Genomic DNA, 19,628 nt, shown 5'->3' on the forward strand with positions numbered 1-19,628 from the left:
AGCCCTGAAAGCAGCTTTGAAGCTCTTCATGTACTGTTTTAATCAACGCCAATTGCATAAGCAACGCTTTCCCAACTACCCTGCTCATGTTTACCAATTTATCTAAGCCCAACTTTTATCCACTCCCTTGAAGCGCAAACCGCGTGAACTGTCCGGCGGTCAGCGCCAGCGTGTGGCTGTGGGCCGCGCCATCGTTCGCGAGCCGAAAGTCTTCCTCTTTGATGAGCCCCTTTCTAACCTGGACGCCAAGCTGAGAGTGCAGACCCGTGCGGAAATCAGCAAACTGCACCAGCGCCTGCAGACCACCTTCATTTACGTGACCCACGATCAGACGGAAGCCATGACCATGGCCACCCGTATCGCGGTCATGAACAAAGGCGTTCTGCAGCAATTAGATACGCCCCAGCAGCTGTACGACCGCCCCAACAACCTGTTCGTGGCGGGCTTCATCGGCTCCCCGGCGATGAACTTCTTCCCGGCGCACATCCGCAAAGACGGCGCTGCGCTGTACGTGGACACCAATGAATTTGCGGTGAAGATCCCCGAAAATCGGGCGGAAGTGTACCAGCATCTGGTGGGCAAAGAAGTCATCTTCGGCCTGCGCCCCGAAGACATCCATACCCCGGAATACGCGCCGCCAGGCATTCACGCTGCGCCGGTGGAAGCCAAGGTGGATGTGACCGAGTTGATGGGTAATGAAATCTTCCTGTACCTGGTGAGCGGCAAGAACAACTTCACGGCTCGCGTGGATCCGCGCACCCGGGTGACGATTGGCTCGCAGACGCAGATGGTCTTCAATATGGACAACCTCCATATCTTCGATCCCAGCCAGGATCGGGACAACCCCACGGCTGTCCGCTAGACCAGATATTTTGTTCGCAGGTTGTAGCGCAAGAGTCTCTCTTGCGCTACAATTTTTAAGGATACCCAGCGCCTGCGGGCGCAGCCAGAAAGGACGGGTGATTCGCTGATGCAGATTGAACAATACGGCTTGAAGGAATGTGAAAAGATCCGCGGCGGGGCGGTGGTGGTGGACGTGATCCGCGCGTTCACCACGGCGGCTTATGCCTTTGCGGCTGGGGCGGAAAAGATTGTGCTGGCGGCCACGGTGGAAGAAGTGTTGGAGATCCAGCGCAGCCTGCCGGGGTCGTTGGCGATGGGAGAGGTGGGGGGCATGCCCGTGGAAGGTTTCGCCTTGTGGAATTCGCCGGTGCAGCTTCAACACATGGATTTGAGCGGCAAGACCCTGGTGCAGCGCACCAGCGCCGGAACCCAGGGGGCCGTGCGCACGCGCAACGCCACGCACATGGCGGTGGGCAGCTTTGTGGTGGCGGCTGCCACCGTCCGGCTGGTGCAGTCGTGGGGGGTGGACAGCCTGGGCTTTGTCATCACCGGCTCTGAGGCCAATTCGGGCGGGTATGAGGACGCCGCTTTTGCAGATTATGCCCAGGCGCTGCTGGAGGGGCAGACACCGGACGCGCAGACGTACCTGCAGCGGGGGCTGCGCTGGCGCGAATCGTATGCACATTTGCAGGATGAATGGACCGAACGGATGCTGGCGGACCTGGCGCTTTGCCTGGAAGCCGACCGTTTTGATTTTGCCATGCCGGTGCAGCGTGAGAACGGCCTGCTGGTGGTGCGGCGTACCCCGCCCGGATGGTGAGTTGAGATGAAAGCGGTGAGCCGATGAGCGAGGTGGTGGTGTATACGGATGGGTGCAGCCTGGGCAACCCTGGGCCGGGGGGGTATGGGGTGGTGATTCAGGCTGAGGGTCAGAAGCGTGAGCTGATGGGCGGCTTTCGGCGCACCACCAACAACCGCATGGAGCTGCGGGCGGTGGTGGAAGGTCTGCGCGCCTTGCCGGAGGGCAGCCGGGTGCGGCTGTATTCCGATTCGCGTTATGTGGTGGATGCGGTTAATTTAAACTGGCTGAAAAGCTGGCAGGCGCGTTCCTGGAAAAAGGCGGACGGCAAGCCGGTGCTGAACGCGGACTTGTGGAAGGCCCTGGTGCAGGAGATGCGGCGGCACGCTCAGGTGAGCTTTGTGTGGGTGGAAGGGCACGCGGGCAACCCCGGCAACGAGCGCTGCGACCGGCTTTCCAACGCAGCTGCGCGCGGAGACCATTTGCAGGTGGACACGGGTTATGAGGGCGCTGAAAAAGAACCGCCCCGGTTGTTCTAGGGGCGGCGGATCAACAGCAGAGCGGTTCTGGCGGGGGTCAGCGCAGTTTGCGCGCGAAAAAGGCCAGAAGCAGCGCGCCCAGCACGGTGAACAGCCCCATCGCAATGAAGGCATCCTGCCAGAAGCGCATGGGGAAGAGGCGGATGAGCGAATCGCTGTAGAGGAACAGCCAGGTGTCGCCGGTGAAAAACAGGCGGTGGAAGAGGGTGAAGAGGGCGTTGAAGGACAGAGCCACCGCCAGCAGGATGGCGCTGACCAGCCCCAGAGTCCAGATTCCCCCGCGGCTGAGGGCACGGCCGTAGCCAGCCAGACGGCGGGCACGCCAGGCCCACACCCCCACGCCCAACAGCACCCCGGTGAGAACCCAGCCGACGGTGAAGGCTTTTTGCACCAGAATTTTTACATCCAGCATGTGGCTCAACTCGCGGGCGTTATAGAGGGGCGTTCCGTCCGCCAGGGGGATTTCTTCCAAAAAGGTCAAATCGGAATCGTTCACCAGATACTCCAGCGAGAGGCTGCCGTAGTGCAGGCGGTCTTGCAGGGTGAAGCCGTAAGGGTCAGCAGGGAAGCCCGGCAGGCGGTATTCCACGTTGAGAAACGCGGGGGTAAACAGCAGGCGGATGGCGGTGAGGATGAGCCAGAAGGGCACAGCCAGGCTGAGCAGGGTTCGCAGGAGGGGGCGCAGAATTTTCATTGGACGGCTTCCGGATTGGCAAAGAGATAGCGGACGATCATATCGTTGGTGATCCACTCGATGGGGGCCAGGTCGTCGGTGAAGACCACGCCGGGTTCGGGGGCGGGCTGCAGGGCGGCCAGGGTCAGGCGGGCGGTTTCGGTGAGCAGGGGGTGGGCCTGGGCGCTGTCTTCCAGATAGACAATGTTGTTGATGAGATTGTCAGGCGTGGTAGGCTGCACCGTGGCGTAGAGGATAGAATTAAAGGTGTTGGGGATATCCATGACGTGGATGGAGGGGAAGATCTCGCCGATGGTGGCGGCCAGGGAGTTGATGAGGCGGCGGTCTTCGGGGGCGCGGCCCACGTTGATGACCAGCACGCCGTCGGCGCTGAGATGATCGTGGGCGGTCTGGAAAAATTCACGGGTGGTGAGGTGGGCGGGGATGTAGGGCGGGCGGTAAGCGTCCACAGAGATGATCTGATAAGTGTGCGGGCTGTGTTCCAGCGCCCAGCGCCCATCCTGCACGATGACGTTGAGGTTGGGCATGGTCATGCCGAAGTACTGCTGCCCGGCGCGCACGATCTCGGGGTCAATTTCGATGCCGTCAATCTGCACCGGCCCAAACACGGCGGTGGCCTGGCGGGCGGTGGTGCCCGCGGCCAGCCCCACGATGGCGATGCGCTTCACATTGGCGGGGTCGTAGGGGGCAGGGTTAAAGAAAGGCCCCACCAGCACCTGTTCCCAGGGGCCAAAGTAGCGCAGGGTGTCGGGGTGGTAAATGGAATGGACGCCCTGTCCTTCGTTGAGGCGCAGGAGGTGGTAGCCGTTTTCTTCCAGCACCTGAATGTAATTGTAAGCAGAATCTTTTTCGAAGATCAGGCCCTGGGTGGTTTTGTCGGTGCCGGGCAGACCGCGCACCAGCAAAAAGATCACCACAACCGGCGCCCACAAGTAAGGCAGCAGCTTGCGCCAGCCGGCCGCGAACCACAGGCCAAACAGAGCGAAGGCCATCAACAGGATGCTGAGCGCCAGGAAGGTGCGGTAGATGCCGATGAGGGGGACGAGCACCAGCACGGGCAGAAAGGTGCCCACGAAGGACCCCAGGGTGGAAACGGCGTAGATGCGCCCGGCCACGCCGCCCGCCTGGACGGTGCCTTGCAGCGCCAGACGCACGGCGAAGGGCGAGGCTGTGCCCAACAGGATGGTGGGCACGCTAAGCAGGATCATCACCGAGGCGAAGGAGCCGAAGAGGATGCCCAACTGGAGCTGGTCAAAGCCGTTGGCGGCCAGGCGCATGACCGGCCGGGCGATGAGGGGGATGACGGCGATGGCGATGGCCGCCCAGGTGAGGATCTGGTAAAAGGTGGTGTAGCGCGGCGAGCGGTCGGCCCAGGGGCCGCCCACAAAGTACCCAACGGCCAGGAAAATGAGGATGAGGCCGATGATGCTGGCCCATACGAGGTTGCTGGTGCCGAAGACATTGCCCATCAGGCGTGAGGCGGCCATTTCGAGCGCCAGAGAGGTGAGGCCGGAGATGAAAACCGTCAGGTAGAGATATTTGCGCATGAAGTCCTCATTTCAGAATAGTGGCTGAATTATACCGTAAGCGCAAGATGTGCACGGTTGCGCGCTATAATAGGGGGTACAGCAGACGGTCTGCAAAAATGCCTGAGGAGGATGGATGATGAAATTGGTGACGGTGGCCGAGATGCGGGCGATGGAAGCGGAGGCAAACGCGCGCGGGGTCAGCTATGAAACGATGATGGAACGAGCCGGTTTGGGGGTGGCGCGTTTTGTAAATGAAAATTTGTACGTGGGCGAGGATGAAAAGATCGCGGTGGGGCTGGTAGGCAGCGGCAACAACGGCGGCGACGCTTTGGTGACGCTGGCGGCCCTGGCGCGCATGGGCTGGACGGTGCGGGCGTATTTGACCAGCGCACCGGACCGCAGCCACCCGCTGATCAAGCGCCTGCTGGATTTTGACGCGGAATTGGTGGAGATGGCGCAGGACGCGGAATTTTCGCGTCTGGACGGCTGGCTGGAATCGGCGGCGGTGATTTTGGACGGGGTGCTGGGCACGGGCATTCATCTGCCGCTGCGCCCAGAGACGGCGCGCCTGTTGGGGCATGTGGCCGAATTTGACCCGCCGGGGACGGTGGTGGCGGTGGACTGCCCTTCGGGGGTGGACTGCGAGAGTGGGGAGATGGCCGAGGAAACTATCCCGGCGGATGTGACCCTGTGCATGGACGCGGTGAAAGTGGGGCTGATGCGCTTCCCGGCTTACGCGGCCATCGGCGATTTGCAGGTGATTGACCTGGAACTGCCGGAAGATTTGCCGACAGAGCAGGGCCTGCGGCGCAGTGTGGCGGATTACGACATGGTGGGCGAGCGCCTGCCGGTACGCGCGCTGGACGCGCACAAGGGCAGTTTTGGCACGGTGATGGCGGCGGTGGGCTCCATCCCCTACACGGGGGCGGCTTACCTGGCGGGCATGGCAGCTTACCGCGTGGGGGCGGGGCTGGTGCGCATGGCCGTGCCGGGGCCGCTGCACGCGGCGCTAGCTGGGAAATTCCCCGAGGCCACCTGGCTGCTGCTGCCGCATGAAATGGGCGTGATCGCCGCGGCGGGGGCCGAGCTGCTGCTGAAGAATCTGGATCGGGTGACGGCCCTGTTGGTGGGGCCGGGGTTGGGGTTGGAAGAGACCACCGGTGAATTTTTGGCCCATTTGCTGACGGGCAAATCCAGCAAGACCGCCCGCCATCCGCTGGGGTTCGGCAGTGCAGCCCAAAACCATGAAACTGCCGAGCATCTGGCGGCGCTGCCGCCGCTGGTGATGGATGCGGACGGGCTGCGGCTGCTGGCGAAGATGGAAAATTGGCCCGCACGGCTGCCGGAAGGCTGCATTTTGACCCCGCACGCGGGGGAGATGGCGGCGCTGACGGGTTTGAGCGTGGAAGAAATTCAGGCGGAGCGCATGGCTGTGGCCGAGAAATACGCCCGCGAATGGGGGCAGGTGGTGATTTTGAAGGGGGCCCTGACAGTTGTGGCCGCGCCGGACGGGCGGGTGACGGTGATCCCCATCGCCACGCCGGCCCTGGCGCGGGCGGGCACGGGGGACGTTTTGGCGGGGGCGGCGGCCGGTTTCCGCGCCCAGGGGCTGGAGGCTTTTGACGCGGCGGTGTGCGCGGCCTTCATCCACGGCGAGGCGGGCCTGGCGGCCAGCCGCACCAGCGCCGAGGCTTCGGTGGTGGCGGGCGATCTGTTGCCGCTGATTCCGGCGGTGATGAGCCTGTTTTAGGTGTAGACAATTGATCACAATTATGTATAATCATTTAAGAAGTGGGATAATAGGATCATGAATAACTCCTAAAATCAGACTTGATCCATAGTGGACAAGAAATTCACATTTTTGTAATTTGTTCGGGGGTTTCCTAAGTCAGTTGTTGTAATAAAGATACTCTACGGTTGCTTGCGGGGGTGATCATTTTGGCTATCTGTATCACGGTTTGGGGATTTAATAAATTAGAAACCGAGCTATTGCTTGCCAATTTCATATAGATTGCTGAAAAATTTTGAGGTTTCAATGGATGAATCTCTCAATCGATACTTGCAGCTTATGCAAGAACGTCCCGACCTATTTCGCAACCTGAATGAGCCAGGTGAAATCAGGATCATTCAAGACGCAGAGAGAATCCGTTTTGAACAAATGCGCCTACAGTCTGAAATGCAAGACAAAGGTCTACCAGAACACTATGTCGAAATCGGCGTCTTGTCTGAAGACCAGTGGTTTTGGGTGGTACGCGACCTGGTGGAATTTCCCGGCGGCAAGGTAGGCGGCTACATCCGTTTCATCAATCGCATGAGCCGCGGAGAAGGTGGTTTTAATGTGGTGATCATGTGTATCCATAATGATCAGGTGTTGATGATACGAAAATTTCGTCATGAAGAACGTGACTGGAGTTGGGAATTTCCGCGAGGTTTTGGAGAACCGGGTTTAAGCGCTGAAGAGAATGCCCAAAAAGAATTAGAAGAGGAGATCGGCGCGAAAGCCTTGCGCTTGACTTTGTTGACTCACGTGAATGAACAAAAAGGAGGGACTGCTGTTTTCCTTGCTGAACTTGATCCCGAACAGGAAATTATTCTAGACGCTGGCGAAGGACTAGCCAGCTACCGATGGGTTTCTCTGGCAGAACTGGAGGACCTGGTGAGACAAGGGAAACTCGCTGATTGGTTTTCGTTGTGGGCTTTTGCCTTGTTGGAATTAAGGATCAACGATAAACATCATTCTATCTAGTAATTTGTTAGGGAGGAAATTATGCCTGGACGGTACTTTGGTGGACAATATGATTCAGTAAAACAAGCAGCATATTTAGATTATGTAATTAATAATAACCCGGGAAAGCTACCTTACCTGGTCATTCTTGATCACTATACCGCAAGGTTACGGCTGGATATTCTTCTAGGAGGAAACATTATACTTACAGATGCGATGTTTTTTGATGGATCGTATTTTCAAACATTGTTTTTACACAATGAAAAACGTGAAGATTTCATGAATTTTATTCGTTTACTTTCAATCGGTGGTGGTGCTCCATTAATTGAAATCCGACAGAGGAAAAGAACGGTAGCCGATACTCTAAAGACAATGATTTATCGAGAAAATAGACCAAATGGATTCCTCTTTAGTTCTCTTAGCTCGGATTACCTTAAAACTAAAGTTGCAGAATCATTATCAAGCGCACAAAATAGCGGAAGGGATTTTGAAAGATGGGATGATTTTTTGCTAAATGCAGTAAATTATGCAGATGAAGAAATTGTTAAGGACGCCATAAAACAAAAAATCGATGTTCTAAGATATATGGAAAATCTACCCCCAAATATTTTCCGCGCTTGGGAAGGGGTTTTTAACTTCCAAGATGTTTTGAGTGATGCGATAAATAAACAAAGGTTTAGAATTATCCGTACCGGAGACCCGGTCTTTGATAGTGTAATCAGTTCGATAGAAAACGAAATTACAAAGCAATATCCTGATCGAAGTAAGTTGCAAAATGAAATCGCTCAAAAAACTAGAATTTTTGCACGAAGACCAACAACTCCTGCTGAGGAAAAACTGGAACTGTTATGGGGACAATTTTTACAAGTCTACAATAGAGCAATAGGAAAACAGCACTATTGTGATTCATTTGATATCGGAGAGATAGCAGTGAGAGGAGATAGAACCGGAACGATAATTGTCGAAGAACTATCACAAGCAACCTTGCAAGCTTTGGCAAAAGATAGTTGGTTTGATTTTGGAAGAAAATATAACAACCTTAGCAAGTACAGGGAAGCATGGATTCGTGAGGTTTGGGATCTGGAACTTGGAAGAAAATCATCTATTACAGATGCTCGGAGAGCACTGGACAATCTATTAACGCAAATTCTTCGAGAGTACAGGATCAGGCCTACTATCGAGGATGTCGTCAAGGTTGTTGGCGGTGGTGCTTCAATTGATTCTGACTTGATGGATCCGGATGGGTTTTCCTTAGCGGTATCGACAAAAATAATAAATATTCCTCTCCAGACTCTAGATTTGGTTAGAAGACAGTGGGTTTACTCTCGGGATAAAGCTAATCTAATTGAATATGGGCAAACATTTGAACAGGGTATTTAGGTAATAATAAAATGGCCTATAATGACACGTTCGATAACTATATTTCCATTTTGGAGCAAGTCCCCTATTTGGGGGAAAATTTCCAAGCACCGATAAAAATCATCAAAGATGAGGCCGCAATTCAAGTTTGGCAAGTCGAACAAAGAACAAAATTGACCCGTTCCGCTAAGGATCCAAAATGGGCGGATATCGGCATCATTTGTAATGACCCTTACGTGGTTATCCTTCGCGATTTAGTTGAATTTCCGGGTGGATTTCGCGGCGGGTATATCCGACTATATAATCGCGCTTATCTTGAGGGTGGAGCAGCAGGCGTGGTGACTCTGCCAGTGAAGGATAATCAAGTTCTATTAATGCACAATTTCCGCCATGCCACTCGCGGATGGCACTGGGAAATTCCACGCGGTTTTGGTGAACCAGGCGTAGCAGCAGAAACTCAGGCCAGTGTTGAAGTCCAGGAAGAAATCGGCGTTGAGGTGGATGAACTGGTCAATCTGGGCTTATATTTCAACAATACTGGCCTGGAAGGCAACCCAATTTGGCTGTTCTTAGCACGAGTTAACCAGGATCCTGTGGTGAATGAAGAGATTGGTGTTGATAAACTTCGCTGGGTGGCGGTTGAGGAATTGGAAAGCATGATCGCAAATGCAGAGATCACGGATGGGTTCACAATCGCTGCATACACACGGGCGAAACTTCGCAGGTTAATCTAGGCAGTAATAAATAGCGAAGGGGCTGTCTGTAAATTCCAGACAGCCCCGATTAATTGTAAGCTTGGAAAGGGGATTTAGGCGGCGGCTTCTTCGGCCGTGTCAGACGCGGCTTTCTTGGCAGCGCCGATGCGCGAGGTAATCTTGGCTTTCTGTTCCTCAAGAACCACAGAGCCCTTCTGGCTCAGTTCCGAGGCGCGGGTCTTCGTGGTCTCGGCCAGCTCTTCAAAGCGGGCGCGGGCTTCGGCGGCGGCGGCTTCGGCGCGGGCATAGGCCTCGTCCACGGTTTCGCCGGTCTTGTCGCGCAGGACAATAGCTTTCTCTTTGATGACCGCACGGGTCTCTTCACCCGACTGGGGGGCCATTAACAGGGCGGCTACGGCGCCGGTGAGGCCGCCGACCACAAAACCGACCAAAAACGCACCAAATTCATCATGATTAGACATCATTCTCTCCTTTTTCTGAGTACTGATCGAAAGTCCGTTGGTTAGCGGCCAGGCCGGAGCAGGTCAAACAGTTTGCGCAGCGCTGCCAGATATTCATTAAGTTTGATCACCGGTTCGGTCAGGTTGTTGCTTAAAAATGCGATCGTGCCGCGCAGGGTGCTCACGGTCTCCTGGGTGGAATCGAGGATCGGTTTGATCTCGGTTTGCAGCAAATTGATGAGGATGGCCAGCTGGATGACCAAAATGACCAGGGCGGCGCCGATGACCAGGGCCTCGAGGGCCATGAAGATGATGAAGATATCGCGCACCTGGCTGGTGACCTGGGGGCCGGAATTGACCAGGGCGACCGTCCCGGCGATGAGGGCGGCCAGGATCAGCACGGCCACCACCCCAATGGTGATCATGCGGCGGCGGTCTTCCGGCGTGATGCTTTCGCTGGGAGGGGGCAGGGGGGTGGGTTCGGTTTCGGTCATTTCAGTCATAATTAACCTCAATTATATCATTTTTAAACATCCGTTTGATTGGAATTATATAAGAATTGTACCCGAGCAGCGATCATTGGTTGGCGTCAATGCAGGCCTGAATTTCGGCGTCGGAGGGGGTGCCGCTGCCGATGCCAAAACAGGTCAGCCAACAGCGCGAGGTGTGCATCAGCGGGCTGCGCAGGGTTTCCACCGTCATGCCCTGGCACACATGGCTGGATTCGGGCGGGGTAGTGGGGTTGTCGGCAGGCGGCGGCTCGGTGGAAAACTCCTCGGGGGGCGGGTAATCGTCCACCACCGGCGGGGGCAGCAGGCTGCCCAGGAAGGTGATCTGCAGGGTGATGTTGGCGGTCTGGTTGGGGTCGCGCAAGCTGGAACGGCTGTTGAAGGGGATCAGCAGCAGTTGGCTGAGGCCGCTGCCGGAGCCGTCGGGGCCGAAATCTTCAATGAACATTTGCGAGCCGGTTTGGCTGGCGGGGTCGCGCGAGGAAAGATAGGCGAAGGGCGCTCCGGCCAGGGGGTAATATAGGCCGGAGGAACTCTCCAGCCCGTAGACCAGCACCCCGGCGTCTGCGGGGGCGTCCACGGCGATGATCACCTGGCTGGGTTGGGTGAAGGCCTCCAGGGTGTCGTCTTTTTCGGAGAAAGATAGGGACAGGGCCGCGGCCGAAAGTCCGCCCAGGCTGAAGCTGGCCTGCAGGGAGGCGGGTTCGCCCGCCAGAAGGGTGCCGGAGGCGGTGGAGGCGGCGGCGTTCAGCTTTTGATTGGGGGTGAAGCTGACGGTGTAGTCGCTGCCGTCAGCGGTGCGGGCGGCCTGGATGGCGGCTGCATGCGAGATGGGCGGACCGCCGAAGTCGGCGGAAAGGATGTAGGGGGTGGTGAAGAAGGTTTCCAAGAAGGGCACCCATTCCAGGCCGGGCGAGGAACCTTGCTGGTCGAGGGCGTTGTAGAGGGCTTCGTTGGCCGTGCCGGAGGGGGTTCCGGCGCGGAGCTGGTTGTAGATCTCCGCTACCCAGCGCTCGCCGTAGCGGGCGGCCAGGGCGCGCAGGAAGAAGCTGGCCCCGTAGCCGTGATTTTGGGCCTGATCCAGCGGGGCACCGAACAAGGGGTTTTCAAAGAAGCGGACGTTCTGCTGGGCGTTGGGGCTGATGTAGTCGGGGTTGCCCACGGCGGCGGCCTCAAACCAGGTGGCGGCGGCCTCATCCAGCCACAGGGTGGGCAGGGGGGAGACGGCTTTGGTGGCGGCCCAGCGCGGGTCGGCGGTGAATTGGGCCAGGTGAAGGAGTTCATGGCCGACGGTGGCCTGCAGCTCGGTGTACTGGTCGGTGAAAAAGCCTTCGTCGTAGAAGAAGCGGTTGGCCAACTGCAGGGTGCAGCTGGATGCGCCCAGGCGGCTGGGGACGAACAGCCCGGCTTTATCTTTGAGGGGCTGCAGGGTGACTTCAGTGACGGTGACGCCAGTAAAAGTGAAGTTGTAGTCTTCGATGAGCTGGCGCTGCTCTTCCAGCAGTTCCACGCCGCGGCGCACCATTTCGGCGTTGACCACGCGGCCGCGGTAGCTGACGCGGAAGTGATCGGAGACGAAGCCGTCGAACACCCAGCCGTTCTCGGCGCGGATGGTGACGGCGGTGGGGGCGGCGGCCTGGGCGGCGGGGCGGCGGGCTTGGGCGGCGAGCACACCCGCGCCGGAGGACATGCCCACGGGGCCGGTGCCAGAGTTCTCCAGCACGGCCAGCAGTTGACCGGCTTCGGCATCCACCTGGGTGGGCAGCACGCGCACGTTGACGGCGGGGCCGCCGCTGGGGGAGAGCACCTCTTCTTCCAGGATCAGGTAAGTGTCGCCGGAGGAGAGGTATTCATCCGGCACGCTCAGGCCAATTTGCAGGGGGCCTTGCAGGCTCTCCAGCGGGCCGGAGAGGATCACCCCGCGGGAGCGGTAATCGGAGCCTTCCACCTCGGCGGGGTCAGAATCCTCGCGGAAGAGCTCCAGTTCCAGGCTTTCGGGGGCGCGCGGCGGCGGGGTTCCAGACCCCATCCTGGGGGGAGATTTGCCCCTGGGCAGCCAGGGACTGCAGCTCGGCCCAGGTGTGCGGGCCGCTCTTGCCTTGCGGTCGGTTGAGGTACCAGCTAGGGTCGTTGGCCATGCGCGCCTCCTGGGGTTGGGTGCGGTGGGGATAGCATGATTATAGCCCCGCGGGCCAGCGCGCGGGGGGATTTTTAAAGGGGAAAGGGCGCGTGGCTACGGAACCCGGAAGACTTTCATGACCTCATCGCCGAGATGGTTGATGACCTTGACGGCGATACGCCCGGAGGCGGGTTTATCAAAGGGGCGCGAGAGGTCGCTGTTGAGGGTGGCCCAGGCTTCCTCATTGATCTCAGCTTTCAGCGAGGTCTTGAGGGCGGAATAGGGGTCGTTGGCCCCCAGGAAGTAGGCCTGGCGCACGAAGAAACTTTCTTCGTTGTAGTCGGTATCAATGAACCAGCAGGCGATGCCCTCGGCGCTGTCGCTGCGCACTGCACCCGTGGAGGGGTCGAACACGTCTACCCCGTTGACTTTGACCTGAATCTGCCCGCTTTCGAGGGTGCGGATATCTATATCCGGTTCGCCGAAGATGACAAACAGGTTGCCTTTGCCGGTGTTCTTGAGATCCTGAGCCATGTGCAAGTCGGCGTTCATGCGCGCTTTGAGCACGGGGATGGCGCCCAGGCGGCTAAAATCGGTGGAGCGGGCGTCATAATTGAAGGCGCAAGCCACCAGTACGTCAAAACCGGCGTCGCCCGCCTCGCGCGCCGCGGCTACCAGATCGGGACGGCTGACGGTGCCGAATTCGGGGCCGATGAAGATGCCTGCCCGCCGCTCGCGCCCGCTGTCTTTGCCGCCTTCAAAGTAACGGCCTTCGGCGCAGATGTAGGTGCCGGGCCAGGGGGTGAGGGAGAAGAAGGTGATGCGGTCTTCTTTGTGGGCCTGCTGCACCCCGGCGGTTTTAAGATTTTCCAGGATCATCTGCTCGAAGCTCTGCCCCGGGGCATAGCCGGCTTTGCCCTCGGCGACGAAATCAATCAGTTCGTCGTTTTCGTCCACGCCCAGCACGCGGTGGGGGGAGAGGCTTTCGACGGTGAAGGGGCCGGCCACGCGCACTTTGCTCTTATCTTCATAGGGCTTGTCGTAGAGATATTCGTATTCGGCTTTGGCGGCGATGGAGGCGTCAATTTCTTTTTGGCGGGCGATGCGCAGACGCCACCATTCGGCCAGCAGGGCCTGGCCACCCTCACCCTGGCCGCCTTCAGCCTGGCCGCCCTCACCCTGGCGACCCTCACCCTTGCCCTCTCCCTCCCAGGGAGAGGGAGGCTGGGAGCGGGGGATTTCCCATTCCTGCCAGTTTTGCTGAAAGTGGGCGTTGATTTGGGCGCGAACTGGCTCCATCTGTTCCTGGTAGGTGTCGTAGATGACGTCAATTTCGGCGTTGTTGGCGATGGTGCTGAGCATGATGTGGGGGACGCGCTCGTAGACGAAGCCCTGGCGGATGTTGCCGTAGGTGGGGTCATTGGACGGGAGGGTGCGGGTGAGCTCGGCTTCTTTTTGCTGGCCGTCGCGGCTGTCTTTGAGCAGGTAAAAGGGGTAGCGCGCACCCATCACCCGCGCCCGCGCCAGGGCCAGGGCCACGCGCGAGGTGTCGATGGTGATCCAGCGGCGGCCCCACTGCTCGGCCACATAGGCGGTCGTGCCAGAGCCGCAGGTGGGATCCAAAACTAAATCCCCTGGATCCGTGGTCATTAATATACATCTCTTTATTGCTTCAGGGTTTGTTTGAACAACATATACCTTAGGTTCATGAAAACTACCTGTAATAGTATCAGTCCAAATGTTATTGGTTATTGAGATTGGAAAATCATCAATGAAACTGCGGAATTGAATCGATGAACGAGTGGATTGAATTCGAGATGCTTTAGCTACTCTTTGCATCCCGTTTAATGTGACTTTCCAATGGCTATTAGCGGGAGGGTAATATATACCACCTTCGAAGATGAATGGCTGTTTTTCTGCGGCCGCACCTTGTGAAATTAAACTTACAAGTCGATATTGATGAAATGAAGTGTCGGTGATCCCATTCTCAATTTCGTCATGGGTTAAATTTATTCTAGTTCTGCCGTCTTCTGACAACGCTTGACGGTATAAATTGAAAGTCTTAATTTCAGATTTTGCTTTATATAAGGGGCGATACTTGACCTGTTCGGACTTAGAATACCAGAGGATATTATCTATTACCGATGCTAAGTAATTAGATGTCTCGTAAGGGGCTGTCTGAAAATTTATGACAGCAATAAACCTGTCTTCTCCAAATATTTCATCCAATAAGGTTCGTACCAAATGGGTGTTTTCATCGCCCATCTGAACGAAAATTGATCCTGTGGGAGAAAGAAGATCACGCGCGGAAATTAAGCGATCACGCAAATACGATAAATATGAATGAATTCCTTCTCGCCACGTATCTCGAAAAGCCTTAACCTGCTCCGGTTCCCTTGTGATTTGATCATAGCTTCCGTCCTTCACATCCCGGCTGGTAGTTGACCATTGGAAATTGGAATTAAATTTAATCCCATAGGGCGGGTCAATGTAAATCATCTGCACCTTGCCGCGCAGGCCCTCGCGCTCGGCCAGCGAGGCCATCACCTGCAGGCTGTCGCCCAGGATCATGCGGTTGGTCCAGTTGGCGTCGTGCTGGTAAAACTCGGTTCGGGCATCGGGGCTTTGGGGCAGGCCGTTGAAGTCGGAGAAGAAGTCCAACTGCTGCGGCTCCAGTTCTTTCTTGCGGGCTTCGGTCTGGCGGCGCAGATCATCCACCAGCACCTTGGGGTGGATTTTTTCCTGGATGTAGATGGGCGGGGCCAGCACCACCAGGTCGGAATCGTCCAGCAGGTCTTTGCCGCGCCAGATGAGCTGGGGGTCGAGGTCGGGGTTGCGGCGCTGGTAGGCCACCTGCACGGGGGTGAGCTGGTCTTCGCTGAGGACGGATTGCAGCTCGGCGGTGGGGATGTGGCGGCGGGAAGCGCTGGTGTGGCGGATGGTTTCGATTGTTTTTTTCTTGTCAGCCATGAGAAAAGTCCTTAGCTAAAGGTAGAACAGAGAAGGCATAGGAACACAGAAGCTCACAGAGGGGCACAGAGACACACAGAGATTTTAAAGAATTTCGTTCACTCATTTTCCCTCTGTGCATCTCGGTGGTTCTCCGTGTATCTCTGTGAAATCGATGTGTAAAAGAGGAACACAGAGGCACACAGAGGGGCACAGAGATTCACAGAGAAACCCATAGGTTTTAGCATATCAGTTTTTTCTCTGTGCATCTCGGTGGTTCTCCGTGTATCTCTGTGAAATCGATGTGTAAAAGAGGAACACAGAGGCTCACAGAGGGGCACAGAGATTCACAGAGAAACCCATAGGTTTTAGCATATCAGTTTTTTCTCTGTGCATCTCGGTGGTTCTCCGTGTATCTCTGTGAAATCGATGTGTAAAAGAGGAACACAGAGGCTCACAGAGGGGCACAGAGACACACAGAGATTTTAAAGAATTTCGTTCACTCATTTTCCCTCTGTGCATCTCGGTGGTTCTCCGTGTATCTCCGTGTAGCTTTGGTGAGGGAGCAGGACACAGAGAACGCAGAGGGGCACGGAGATTCACAGAGAAAAGCGAAGGTATTAGCATATCAGTTCTTCCTCTGTGCATCTCGGTGGTTCTCCGTGTATCTCTGTGAAATCGATGTGTAAAAGAGGAACACAGAGGCACGCAGAGGGGTACAGAGATTCACAGAGAAAAGCGAAGGTATTAGCATATCAGTTCTTCCTCTGTGTATCTCCGTGAAACTACTCTCGAATTAATCACCGCACATACCGGCGAATGCCGTGCTTTAGAATTTTCATATTGAAATTGATCAGCAGGCCAATCTTTCGATCTGCTAATTTCAGATAGGTAAGTATTTGAGCCTCGTGCACCCCGGTCAACTGCTCCACGACTTTGAGTTCAACTAAAACCTGGTTTTCCACCAACAGATCTATGCGGTAGGCAGTCTCAACCGTCAGGTCTTTGTATACGAGGGGCAGCAGCAGTTGTTCGTCCACATGCAGGCCTAAAGACCGTAACTCGTAGGCCAGGCAGCGCTCATAAGCCGTTTCCAGCAAGCCAGGACCCAAATGGCGATGAACCTCAATCGCAGCTCCAATGATTTTTCCGGTGAGTTCGTCCGGTGGGGGCGGAGGCCATGCATTCACCATCATGGAAGAGCTCCTTTCTCACAAGGCAGAGCATTGGCCACTACGCGCGTTTCGATGGCTGCGGCGAATTCATCCTGGATCTGGAATACGTCAGTCAGCTCGATGAAATCCCAGCGCCCGTAGGTTCCCAGGTGGTTCACGCCGGGGATCCACCGGGTTTCCATGGTGGCCTTCTTTTCTTTGGCGTCCTCGCCGCGGAAGCCCTTGATCTCTACAATGAGATTCAGCGGATCCGGGCGCCCATCCTGCACCTGAACGATAAAATCGGGGATGTAGATGCGCTGGGTGGAACCGAACAGGTAGGGGACTTCCAGGCCGAGGCCCTGGTTTTTGACATAAGCGCGCACGCGCGGGTGATCTTCGACCACGCGGCAGAATTCGCCCTCCCAGTCGCTGTCGAGGATGGCCCAGTTGATCTGACATTTGCGCGAATCGGTCTGCCAGCGGCTGGGTTTGGAGGAAAAGAAATTCACAAACAGGCTGGAGCCGGTGGGGTTGTAGGGGTCGAGCACGGCGCGGATGGGGCGGGTGTCTTGAAAATGGCGGCTGATGGCGGTGTGGATGCGGGCGCAGGCCATATCTGCCAGCTCCTGGTAAAGCAGCTGCGCCGGGTAAGTGCCGCCCTTGCAAATCAGGTATTGGTCCAGCCACTGGCGGGTGATGCGTTTGAGCTGCCCAAACAGATGCATTTCCGGTTCTTGATTGGGGTCGCGGAAGTAAGTGTAGAGCAGGCGGCTGGTGAGGTGAAAGAGCAGGGTGGGCTGGCGCACATCGCCCAGGTGTTTTAAGTTCAGGTTGACGGCTTCGCCGATGATGCCTGAATTTTGGGTGATGGAAGGCCCCACCAGGTTGGGGGTGAGCATCAGGGTGGAATCGGGGGTGAAGCGCGCTTCCAGGCGTTCATTGGGCAGCTCAACGCGGTAGCCCATCACCCGCGGGAATTGAATTTCGAGGGAGTCCCGTTCGGGGCGTACGGCGTGGACGTGCACGCTTTCACGCGGGGGCTGCGGCTGTGAAATGACCGGTTTGGCGGTGAAATCGAAGGGGATGCCGAGGACGTCGGCATATTCCACATCGAAAAGACCTTCTTCGTTGAGGTCATAGGATTGACGGCGCAGGGCGCGCCCTACCACCTGCTCACACAGCAGCTGGGTGCCAAAGGCGCGGATGCCCAAAATGTGGGTGACGGTGTTGGCGTCCCAGCCCTCGGTGAGCATGGAGACGGACACCACACAGCGGATGGATTCGCCCATGCGGCCGGCTTTGCCCACGGTGTTCATCACCTCGCGCAGCAAGTCCTGGTCGGTGATGATCTCCGCCGCGCGCTGGTCACCGGTGCGCTGGAGGATATCACGGCGGAAGCGTTCGATTTCATCCGCAGCGAAGGCACGGAAGTTTTTATCCAGGGCTTCCCCCGATTCCAACTGCTGGCTGTCAATTAACAGGGTGTTGGGCCGCGGCAGAGGGCGGCCGAATTCATCAAAATTGCTGAATAAAGGCAAACGGCCGGGCACCACATCGCTGGAGCCGTCTTCTCTTTCACGTTGGAAACCGGAAATGAAGTCGTACACCAGTTTGGAAATGGCCGTGTTTTGGCAGACAATAATGAAACAGGGAGGCGTGCTGATGCCAGCCTGCTGCCAGAGATGAAAGGTCTTTTCGTAATGGCCGTACAGCGCGTCTAAGGCGGTTTGCAGCTCCACCGGCAGGCTGAGCGGATCGAGGTTTCCGGCATTTCCGCGGCCTTTGCGGGGCATTCTGCCGCCCACATGCTCCCAAATGTTGCGGAATTTGGGCGTGTCGCCGCCGGGGATATTATCGGCCACGGGGACGCGGGGCAGCTTGACAATGCCGCATTCGATGGCGTCCATCAGCGAGAAGTCGCTCATCGTCCAGGGGAAAATGGTTCCCTCGACATAGCCGGAACCTTTGAGAAAAAAGGGCGTGGCGGACAGGTCAATCACCTGTTCCAGGCCCAGGTTTCGGGCCACCATCTCCAGGCCGCTGATCCACAGGCGGGCGGCTTCGTTGTTGGCTTCGGCTTCTTCGCGGTCTTCTCCGCTCCAATCCTCACCGTTGTCCTCCTCTGGCTTTTGTCGGTAACAGTGATGGCCTTCGTCGTTGATGGCGAGGATATTTTTAATGCCCATCAGTTCCGGCATGACCCGCTGAAGCATTTGGCCTTCGGTTTCCAGGGTGTTCAGGGCCTCGCCGCGTCCTTGCAGCAGGGCGCGCCCACCTTTAGAAAGCTCCATGCGCTCGCGCAGCTTGAAAGCGTGGTAGTTGGTGATGATGATTTTGGCCTTGCCCAGCTCTGGCAGCAAGTCGTTGGGCACCAGTTCGCGGCTGGCGTAATAGCTATCCGGGTCGTTGGGCAGCAGCACGCGCAGGCGGTCTTTGATGGTGATGCCGGGGGTCACCACCAGAAAGCCGCGGGCGAAGCGTTTGCTGGTGGGGTAGCGCAGGGCGTTGATCGTCTGCCAGGCGATGATCATGGCCATCACCGTGGTTTTTCCCGAGCCGGTCGCCATTTTCAGCGCAATACGGGAAAGCCCAGGGTTGGCCTCCTGGCTGACCTGTTCCAGGCGTTCGAGCAGTTCTTTTTCTCGTTTTCCGCCTTTGGGGGCCACTTCCGTCAGCCAGATGAGGGTCTCGACGGCCTCGACCTGACAGAAGAAAGGCCGGATGCTGGCATAAGGATGGCTGCGCCAGTGCTGCAGCAGGCGGGCGGTTTCGGGAGTCACTTTCCAATCGCTGGGGTCGGCAATTTTGCGCCACTGATCCACATAGGAGCGGACGAGGTTAATCGTTCCAGTTAAATCGTACTGCTGTTGGGGGGTGGAAAGCCCTTTGCCTTCGTCCAGCGCTAAAAGGGCCTGTGTGTAGGGGTCTGGTTTCTTGGATTTTTGTTTCTTGGGCTTGGGGATGGGGGTGATAAATTCGGCAGGACGCCGGCGCTCAAAGATTCGCTGGGTGGGCTGCCCGTCCTTGTCCAGTTCCCAATGGCGGGAAGGGTATTCGTAGGGGGAATTGAGGATCGGGTGGGTAAAGAACTGGTTATCCATGTTTACGCGCCTTTGACGAAATTCAGAATGTCCGTATGGATAGCAAACATCCATGTGCGTTTCAAGAGAAGTGACGGGCCGTCGAATATCAGCAATTTCGGGTTATGCTGCTGCCATTCCCCACCTGGTTGTTGAATCAAGACAAAAGC

General features: G+C 56.9%; 16 protein-coding genes. 7 read left to right on the forward strand and 9 right to left on the reverse strand.

The annotated features are described in order from the left end of the window. Positions 1-127 precede the first annotated feature (127 nt). The 3 genes from ADN01_RS20245 (at position 128) to rnhA (ending at position 2,181) form a co-directional block, all read left to right on the forward strand. Positions 128-862, forward strand: a complete 735-nt coding sequence (locus ADN01_RS20245) for an ABC transporter ATP-binding protein (protein ID WP_082142727.1) — start codon at positions 128-130, stop codon at positions 860-862. Positions 863-970: 108 nt separating this feature from the next. Continuing rightward, on the forward strand, positions 971-1,663 hold the full coding sequence (locus tag ADN01_RS00075) for a 2-phosphosulfolactate phosphatase (RefSeq protein WP_062417939.1): 693 nt from the start codon (positions 971-973) through the stop codon (positions 1,661-1,663). Positions 1,664-1,686: 23 nt separating this feature from the next. Next, on the forward strand, positions 1,687-2,181 hold the full coding sequence (gene rnhA / locus ADN01_RS00080) for a ribonuclease HI (RefSeq protein WP_062417940.1): 495 nt from the start codon (positions 1,687-1,689) through the stop codon (positions 2,179-2,181). A gap of 37 nt (positions 2,182-2,218) precedes the next feature. Here rnhA and ADN01_RS00085 read toward each other — a convergent pair whose 3' ends face one another. Together ADN01_RS00085 and ADN01_RS00090 are read right to left on the reverse strand one after the other, a co-directional pair. Further along, complete coding sequence (locus tag ADN01_RS00085; protein ID WP_062417941.1) at positions 2,219-2,875, reverse strand: TIGR01906 family membrane protein; 657 nt, start codon at positions 2,873-2,875, stop codon at positions 2,219-2,221. Continuing rightward, positions 2,872-4,422, reverse strand: a complete 1,551-nt coding sequence (locus ADN01_RS00090; RefSeq protein ID WP_062417942.1) for a spermidine synthase — start codon at positions 4,420-4,422, stop codon at positions 2,872-2,874. Before ADN01_RS00090 ends, ADN01_RS00085 begins: the two co-directional genes overlap by 4 nt. 115 nt (positions 4,423-4,537) lie before the next feature. Between ADN01_RS00090 and ADN01_RS00095 the strand changes: the two genes are divergently transcribed. The 4 genes from ADN01_RS00095 to ADN01_RS00105 all read left to right on the forward strand — a co-directional run bounded on the left by ADN01_RS00095 (position 4,538) and on the right by ADN01_RS00105 (position 9,222). Continuing rightward, complete coding sequence (locus ADN01_RS00095) at positions 4,538-6,154, forward strand: bifunctional ADP-dependent NAD(P)H-hydrate dehydratase/NAD(P)H-hydrate epimerase (protein WP_062417943.1); 1,617 nt, start codon at positions 4,538-4,540, stop codon at positions 6,152-6,154. Positions 6,155-6,439: 285 nt separating this feature from the next. After that, positions 6,440-7,150 (forward strand): NUDIX hydrolase, encoded by a 711-nt coding sequence (locus ADN01_RS00100; RefSeq protein ID WP_062417944.1) that lies wholly within the window; start codon positions 6,440-6,442, stop codon positions 7,148-7,150. Between the two features lie 21 nt (positions 7,151-7,171). Beyond that, a complete protein-coding gene (locus ADN01_RS18965; RefSeq protein WP_147239020.1) occupies positions 7,172-8,509 on the forward strand; it encodes a hypothetical protein in 1,338 nt (445 codons plus the stop codon). Positions 8,510-8,520: 11 nt separating this feature from the next. Next, on the forward strand, positions 8,521-9,222 hold the full coding sequence (locus tag ADN01_RS00105) for an NUDIX hydrolase (protein WP_062417945.1): 702 nt from the start codon (positions 8,521-8,523) through the stop codon (positions 9,220-9,222). 74 nt (positions 9,223-9,296) lie between these two features. Here the strand turns inward: ADN01_RS00105 and ADN01_RS00110 are convergent, their stop codons facing one another. The 7 genes from ADN01_RS00110 to ADN01_RS00140 form a co-directional block, all read right to left on the reverse strand. After that, positions 9,297-9,665 (reverse strand): YtxH domain-containing protein, encoded by a 369-nt coding sequence (locus ADN01_RS00110; RefSeq protein WP_062417946.1) that lies wholly within the window; start codon positions 9,663-9,665, stop codon positions 9,297-9,299. Between the two features lie 41 nt (positions 9,666-9,706). Further along, positions 9,707-10,147 carry a hypothetical protein gene (locus tag ADN01_RS00115; RefSeq protein ID WP_062417947.1) on the reverse strand — a complete coding sequence of 147 codons (441 nt, stop codon included), beginning with the start codon at positions 10,145-10,147 and terminating at the stop codon, positions 9,707-9,709. 73 nt (positions 10,148-10,220) lie between these two features. Then, a complete protein-coding gene (locus ADN01_RS00120) occupies positions 10,221-12,182 on the reverse strand; it encodes a hypothetical protein (RefSeq protein ID WP_082389692.1) in 1,962 nt (653 codons plus the stop codon). Beyond that, the gene (locus tag ADN01_RS18970; protein ID WP_075070819.1) at positions 12,112-12,291 is read right to left on the reverse strand and encodes a GYF domain-containing protein; all 180 of its coding nucleotides are present in this window, start codon (positions 12,289-12,291) and stop codon (positions 12,112-12,114) included. Before ADN01_RS18970 ends, ADN01_RS00120 begins: the two co-directional genes overlap by 71 nt. Before the next feature lie 95 nt (positions 12,292-12,386). Next, positions 12,387-15,242, reverse strand: coding sequence for a site-specific DNA-methyltransferase (locus tag ADN01_RS00130; RefSeq protein ID WP_075070820.1), 2,856 nt, complete (start codon positions 15,240-15,242; stop codon positions 12,387-12,389). A gap of 779 nt (positions 15,243-16,021) precedes the next feature. Next, the gene (locus tag ADN01_RS00135) at positions 16,022-16,417 is read right to left on the reverse strand and encodes a GxxExxY protein (protein WP_236690943.1); all 396 of its coding nucleotides are present in this window, start codon (positions 16,415-16,417) and stop codon (positions 16,022-16,024) included. Then, positions 16,414-19,479 carry a BPTD_3080 family restriction endonuclease gene (locus tag ADN01_RS00140; protein ID WP_062417949.1) on the reverse strand — a complete coding sequence of 1,022 codons (3,066 nt, stop codon included), beginning with the start codon at positions 19,477-19,479 and terminating at the stop codon, positions 16,414-16,416. Before ADN01_RS00140 ends, ADN01_RS00135 begins: the two co-directional genes overlap by 4 nt. Between the last annotated feature and the right edge of the window lie 149 nt (positions 19,480-19,628).

Origin of the sequence: Levilinea saccharolytica (genome assembly GCF_001306035.1) — a bacterium.
In the GTDB taxonomy this organism is placed as follows: domain Bacteria; phylum Chloroflexota; class Anaerolineae; order Anaerolineales; family Anaerolineaceae; genus Levilinea; species Levilinea saccharolytica.

Coding starts and splice junctions, on each gene's coding strand:
- ADN01_RS00075 (WP_062417939.1), top strand. CDS start 971: ATGCAGATTGAACAATACGGCTTGAAGGAATGTGAAAAGATCCGCGGC.
- rnhA (WP_062417940.1), top strand. CDS start 1,687: ATGAGCGAGGTGGTGGTGTATACGGATGGGTGCAGCCTGGGCAACCCT.
- ADN01_RS00085 (WP_062417941.1), bottom strand. CDS start 2,875: ATGAAAATTCTGCGCCCCCTCCTGCGAACCCTGCTCAGCCTGGCTGTG.
- ADN01_RS00090 (WP_062417942.1), bottom strand. CDS start 4,422: ATGCGCAAATATCTCTACCTGACGGTTTTCATCTCCGGCCTCACCTCT.
- ADN01_RS00095 (WP_062417943.1), top strand. CDS start 4,538: ATGATGAAATTGGTGACGGTGGCCGAGATGCGGGCGATGGAAGCGGAG.
- ADN01_RS00100 (WP_062417944.1), top strand. CDS start 6,440: ATGGATGAATCTCTCAATCGATACTTGCAGCTTATGCAAGAACGTCCC.
- ADN01_RS18965 (WP_147239020.1), top strand. CDS start 7,172: ATGCCTGGACGGTACTTTGGTGGACAATATGATTCAGTAAAACAAGCA.
- ADN01_RS00105 (WP_062417945.1), top strand. CDS start 8,521: ATGGCCTATAATGACACGTTCGATAACTATATTTCCATTTTGGAGCAA.
- ADN01_RS00110 (WP_062417946.1), bottom strand. CDS start 9,665: ATGTCTAATCATGATGAATTTGGTGCGTTTTTGGTCGGTTTTGTGGTC.
- ADN01_RS00115 (WP_062417947.1), bottom strand. CDS start 10,147: ATGACTGAAATGACCGAAACCGAACCCACCCCCCTGCCCCCTCCCAGC.
- ADN01_RS00120 (WP_082389692.1), bottom strand. CDS start 12,182: ATGGGGTCTGGAACCCCGCCGCCGCGCGCCCCCGAAAGCCTGGAACTG.
- ADN01_RS18970 (WP_075070819.1), bottom strand. CDS start 12,291: ATGGCCAACGACCCTAGCTGGTACCTCAACCGACCGCAAGGCAAGAGC.
- ADN01_RS00130 (WP_075070820.1), bottom strand. CDS start 15,242: ATGGCTGACAAGAAAAAAACAATCGAAACCATCCGCCACACCAGCGCT.
- ADN01_RS00135 (WP_236690943.1), bottom strand. CDS start 16,417: ATGATGGTGAATGCATGGCCTCCGCCCCCACCGGACGAACTCACCGGA.
- ADN01_RS00140 (WP_062417949.1), bottom strand. CDS start 19,479: ATGGATAACCAGTTCTTTACCCACCCGATCCTCAATTCCCCCTACGAA.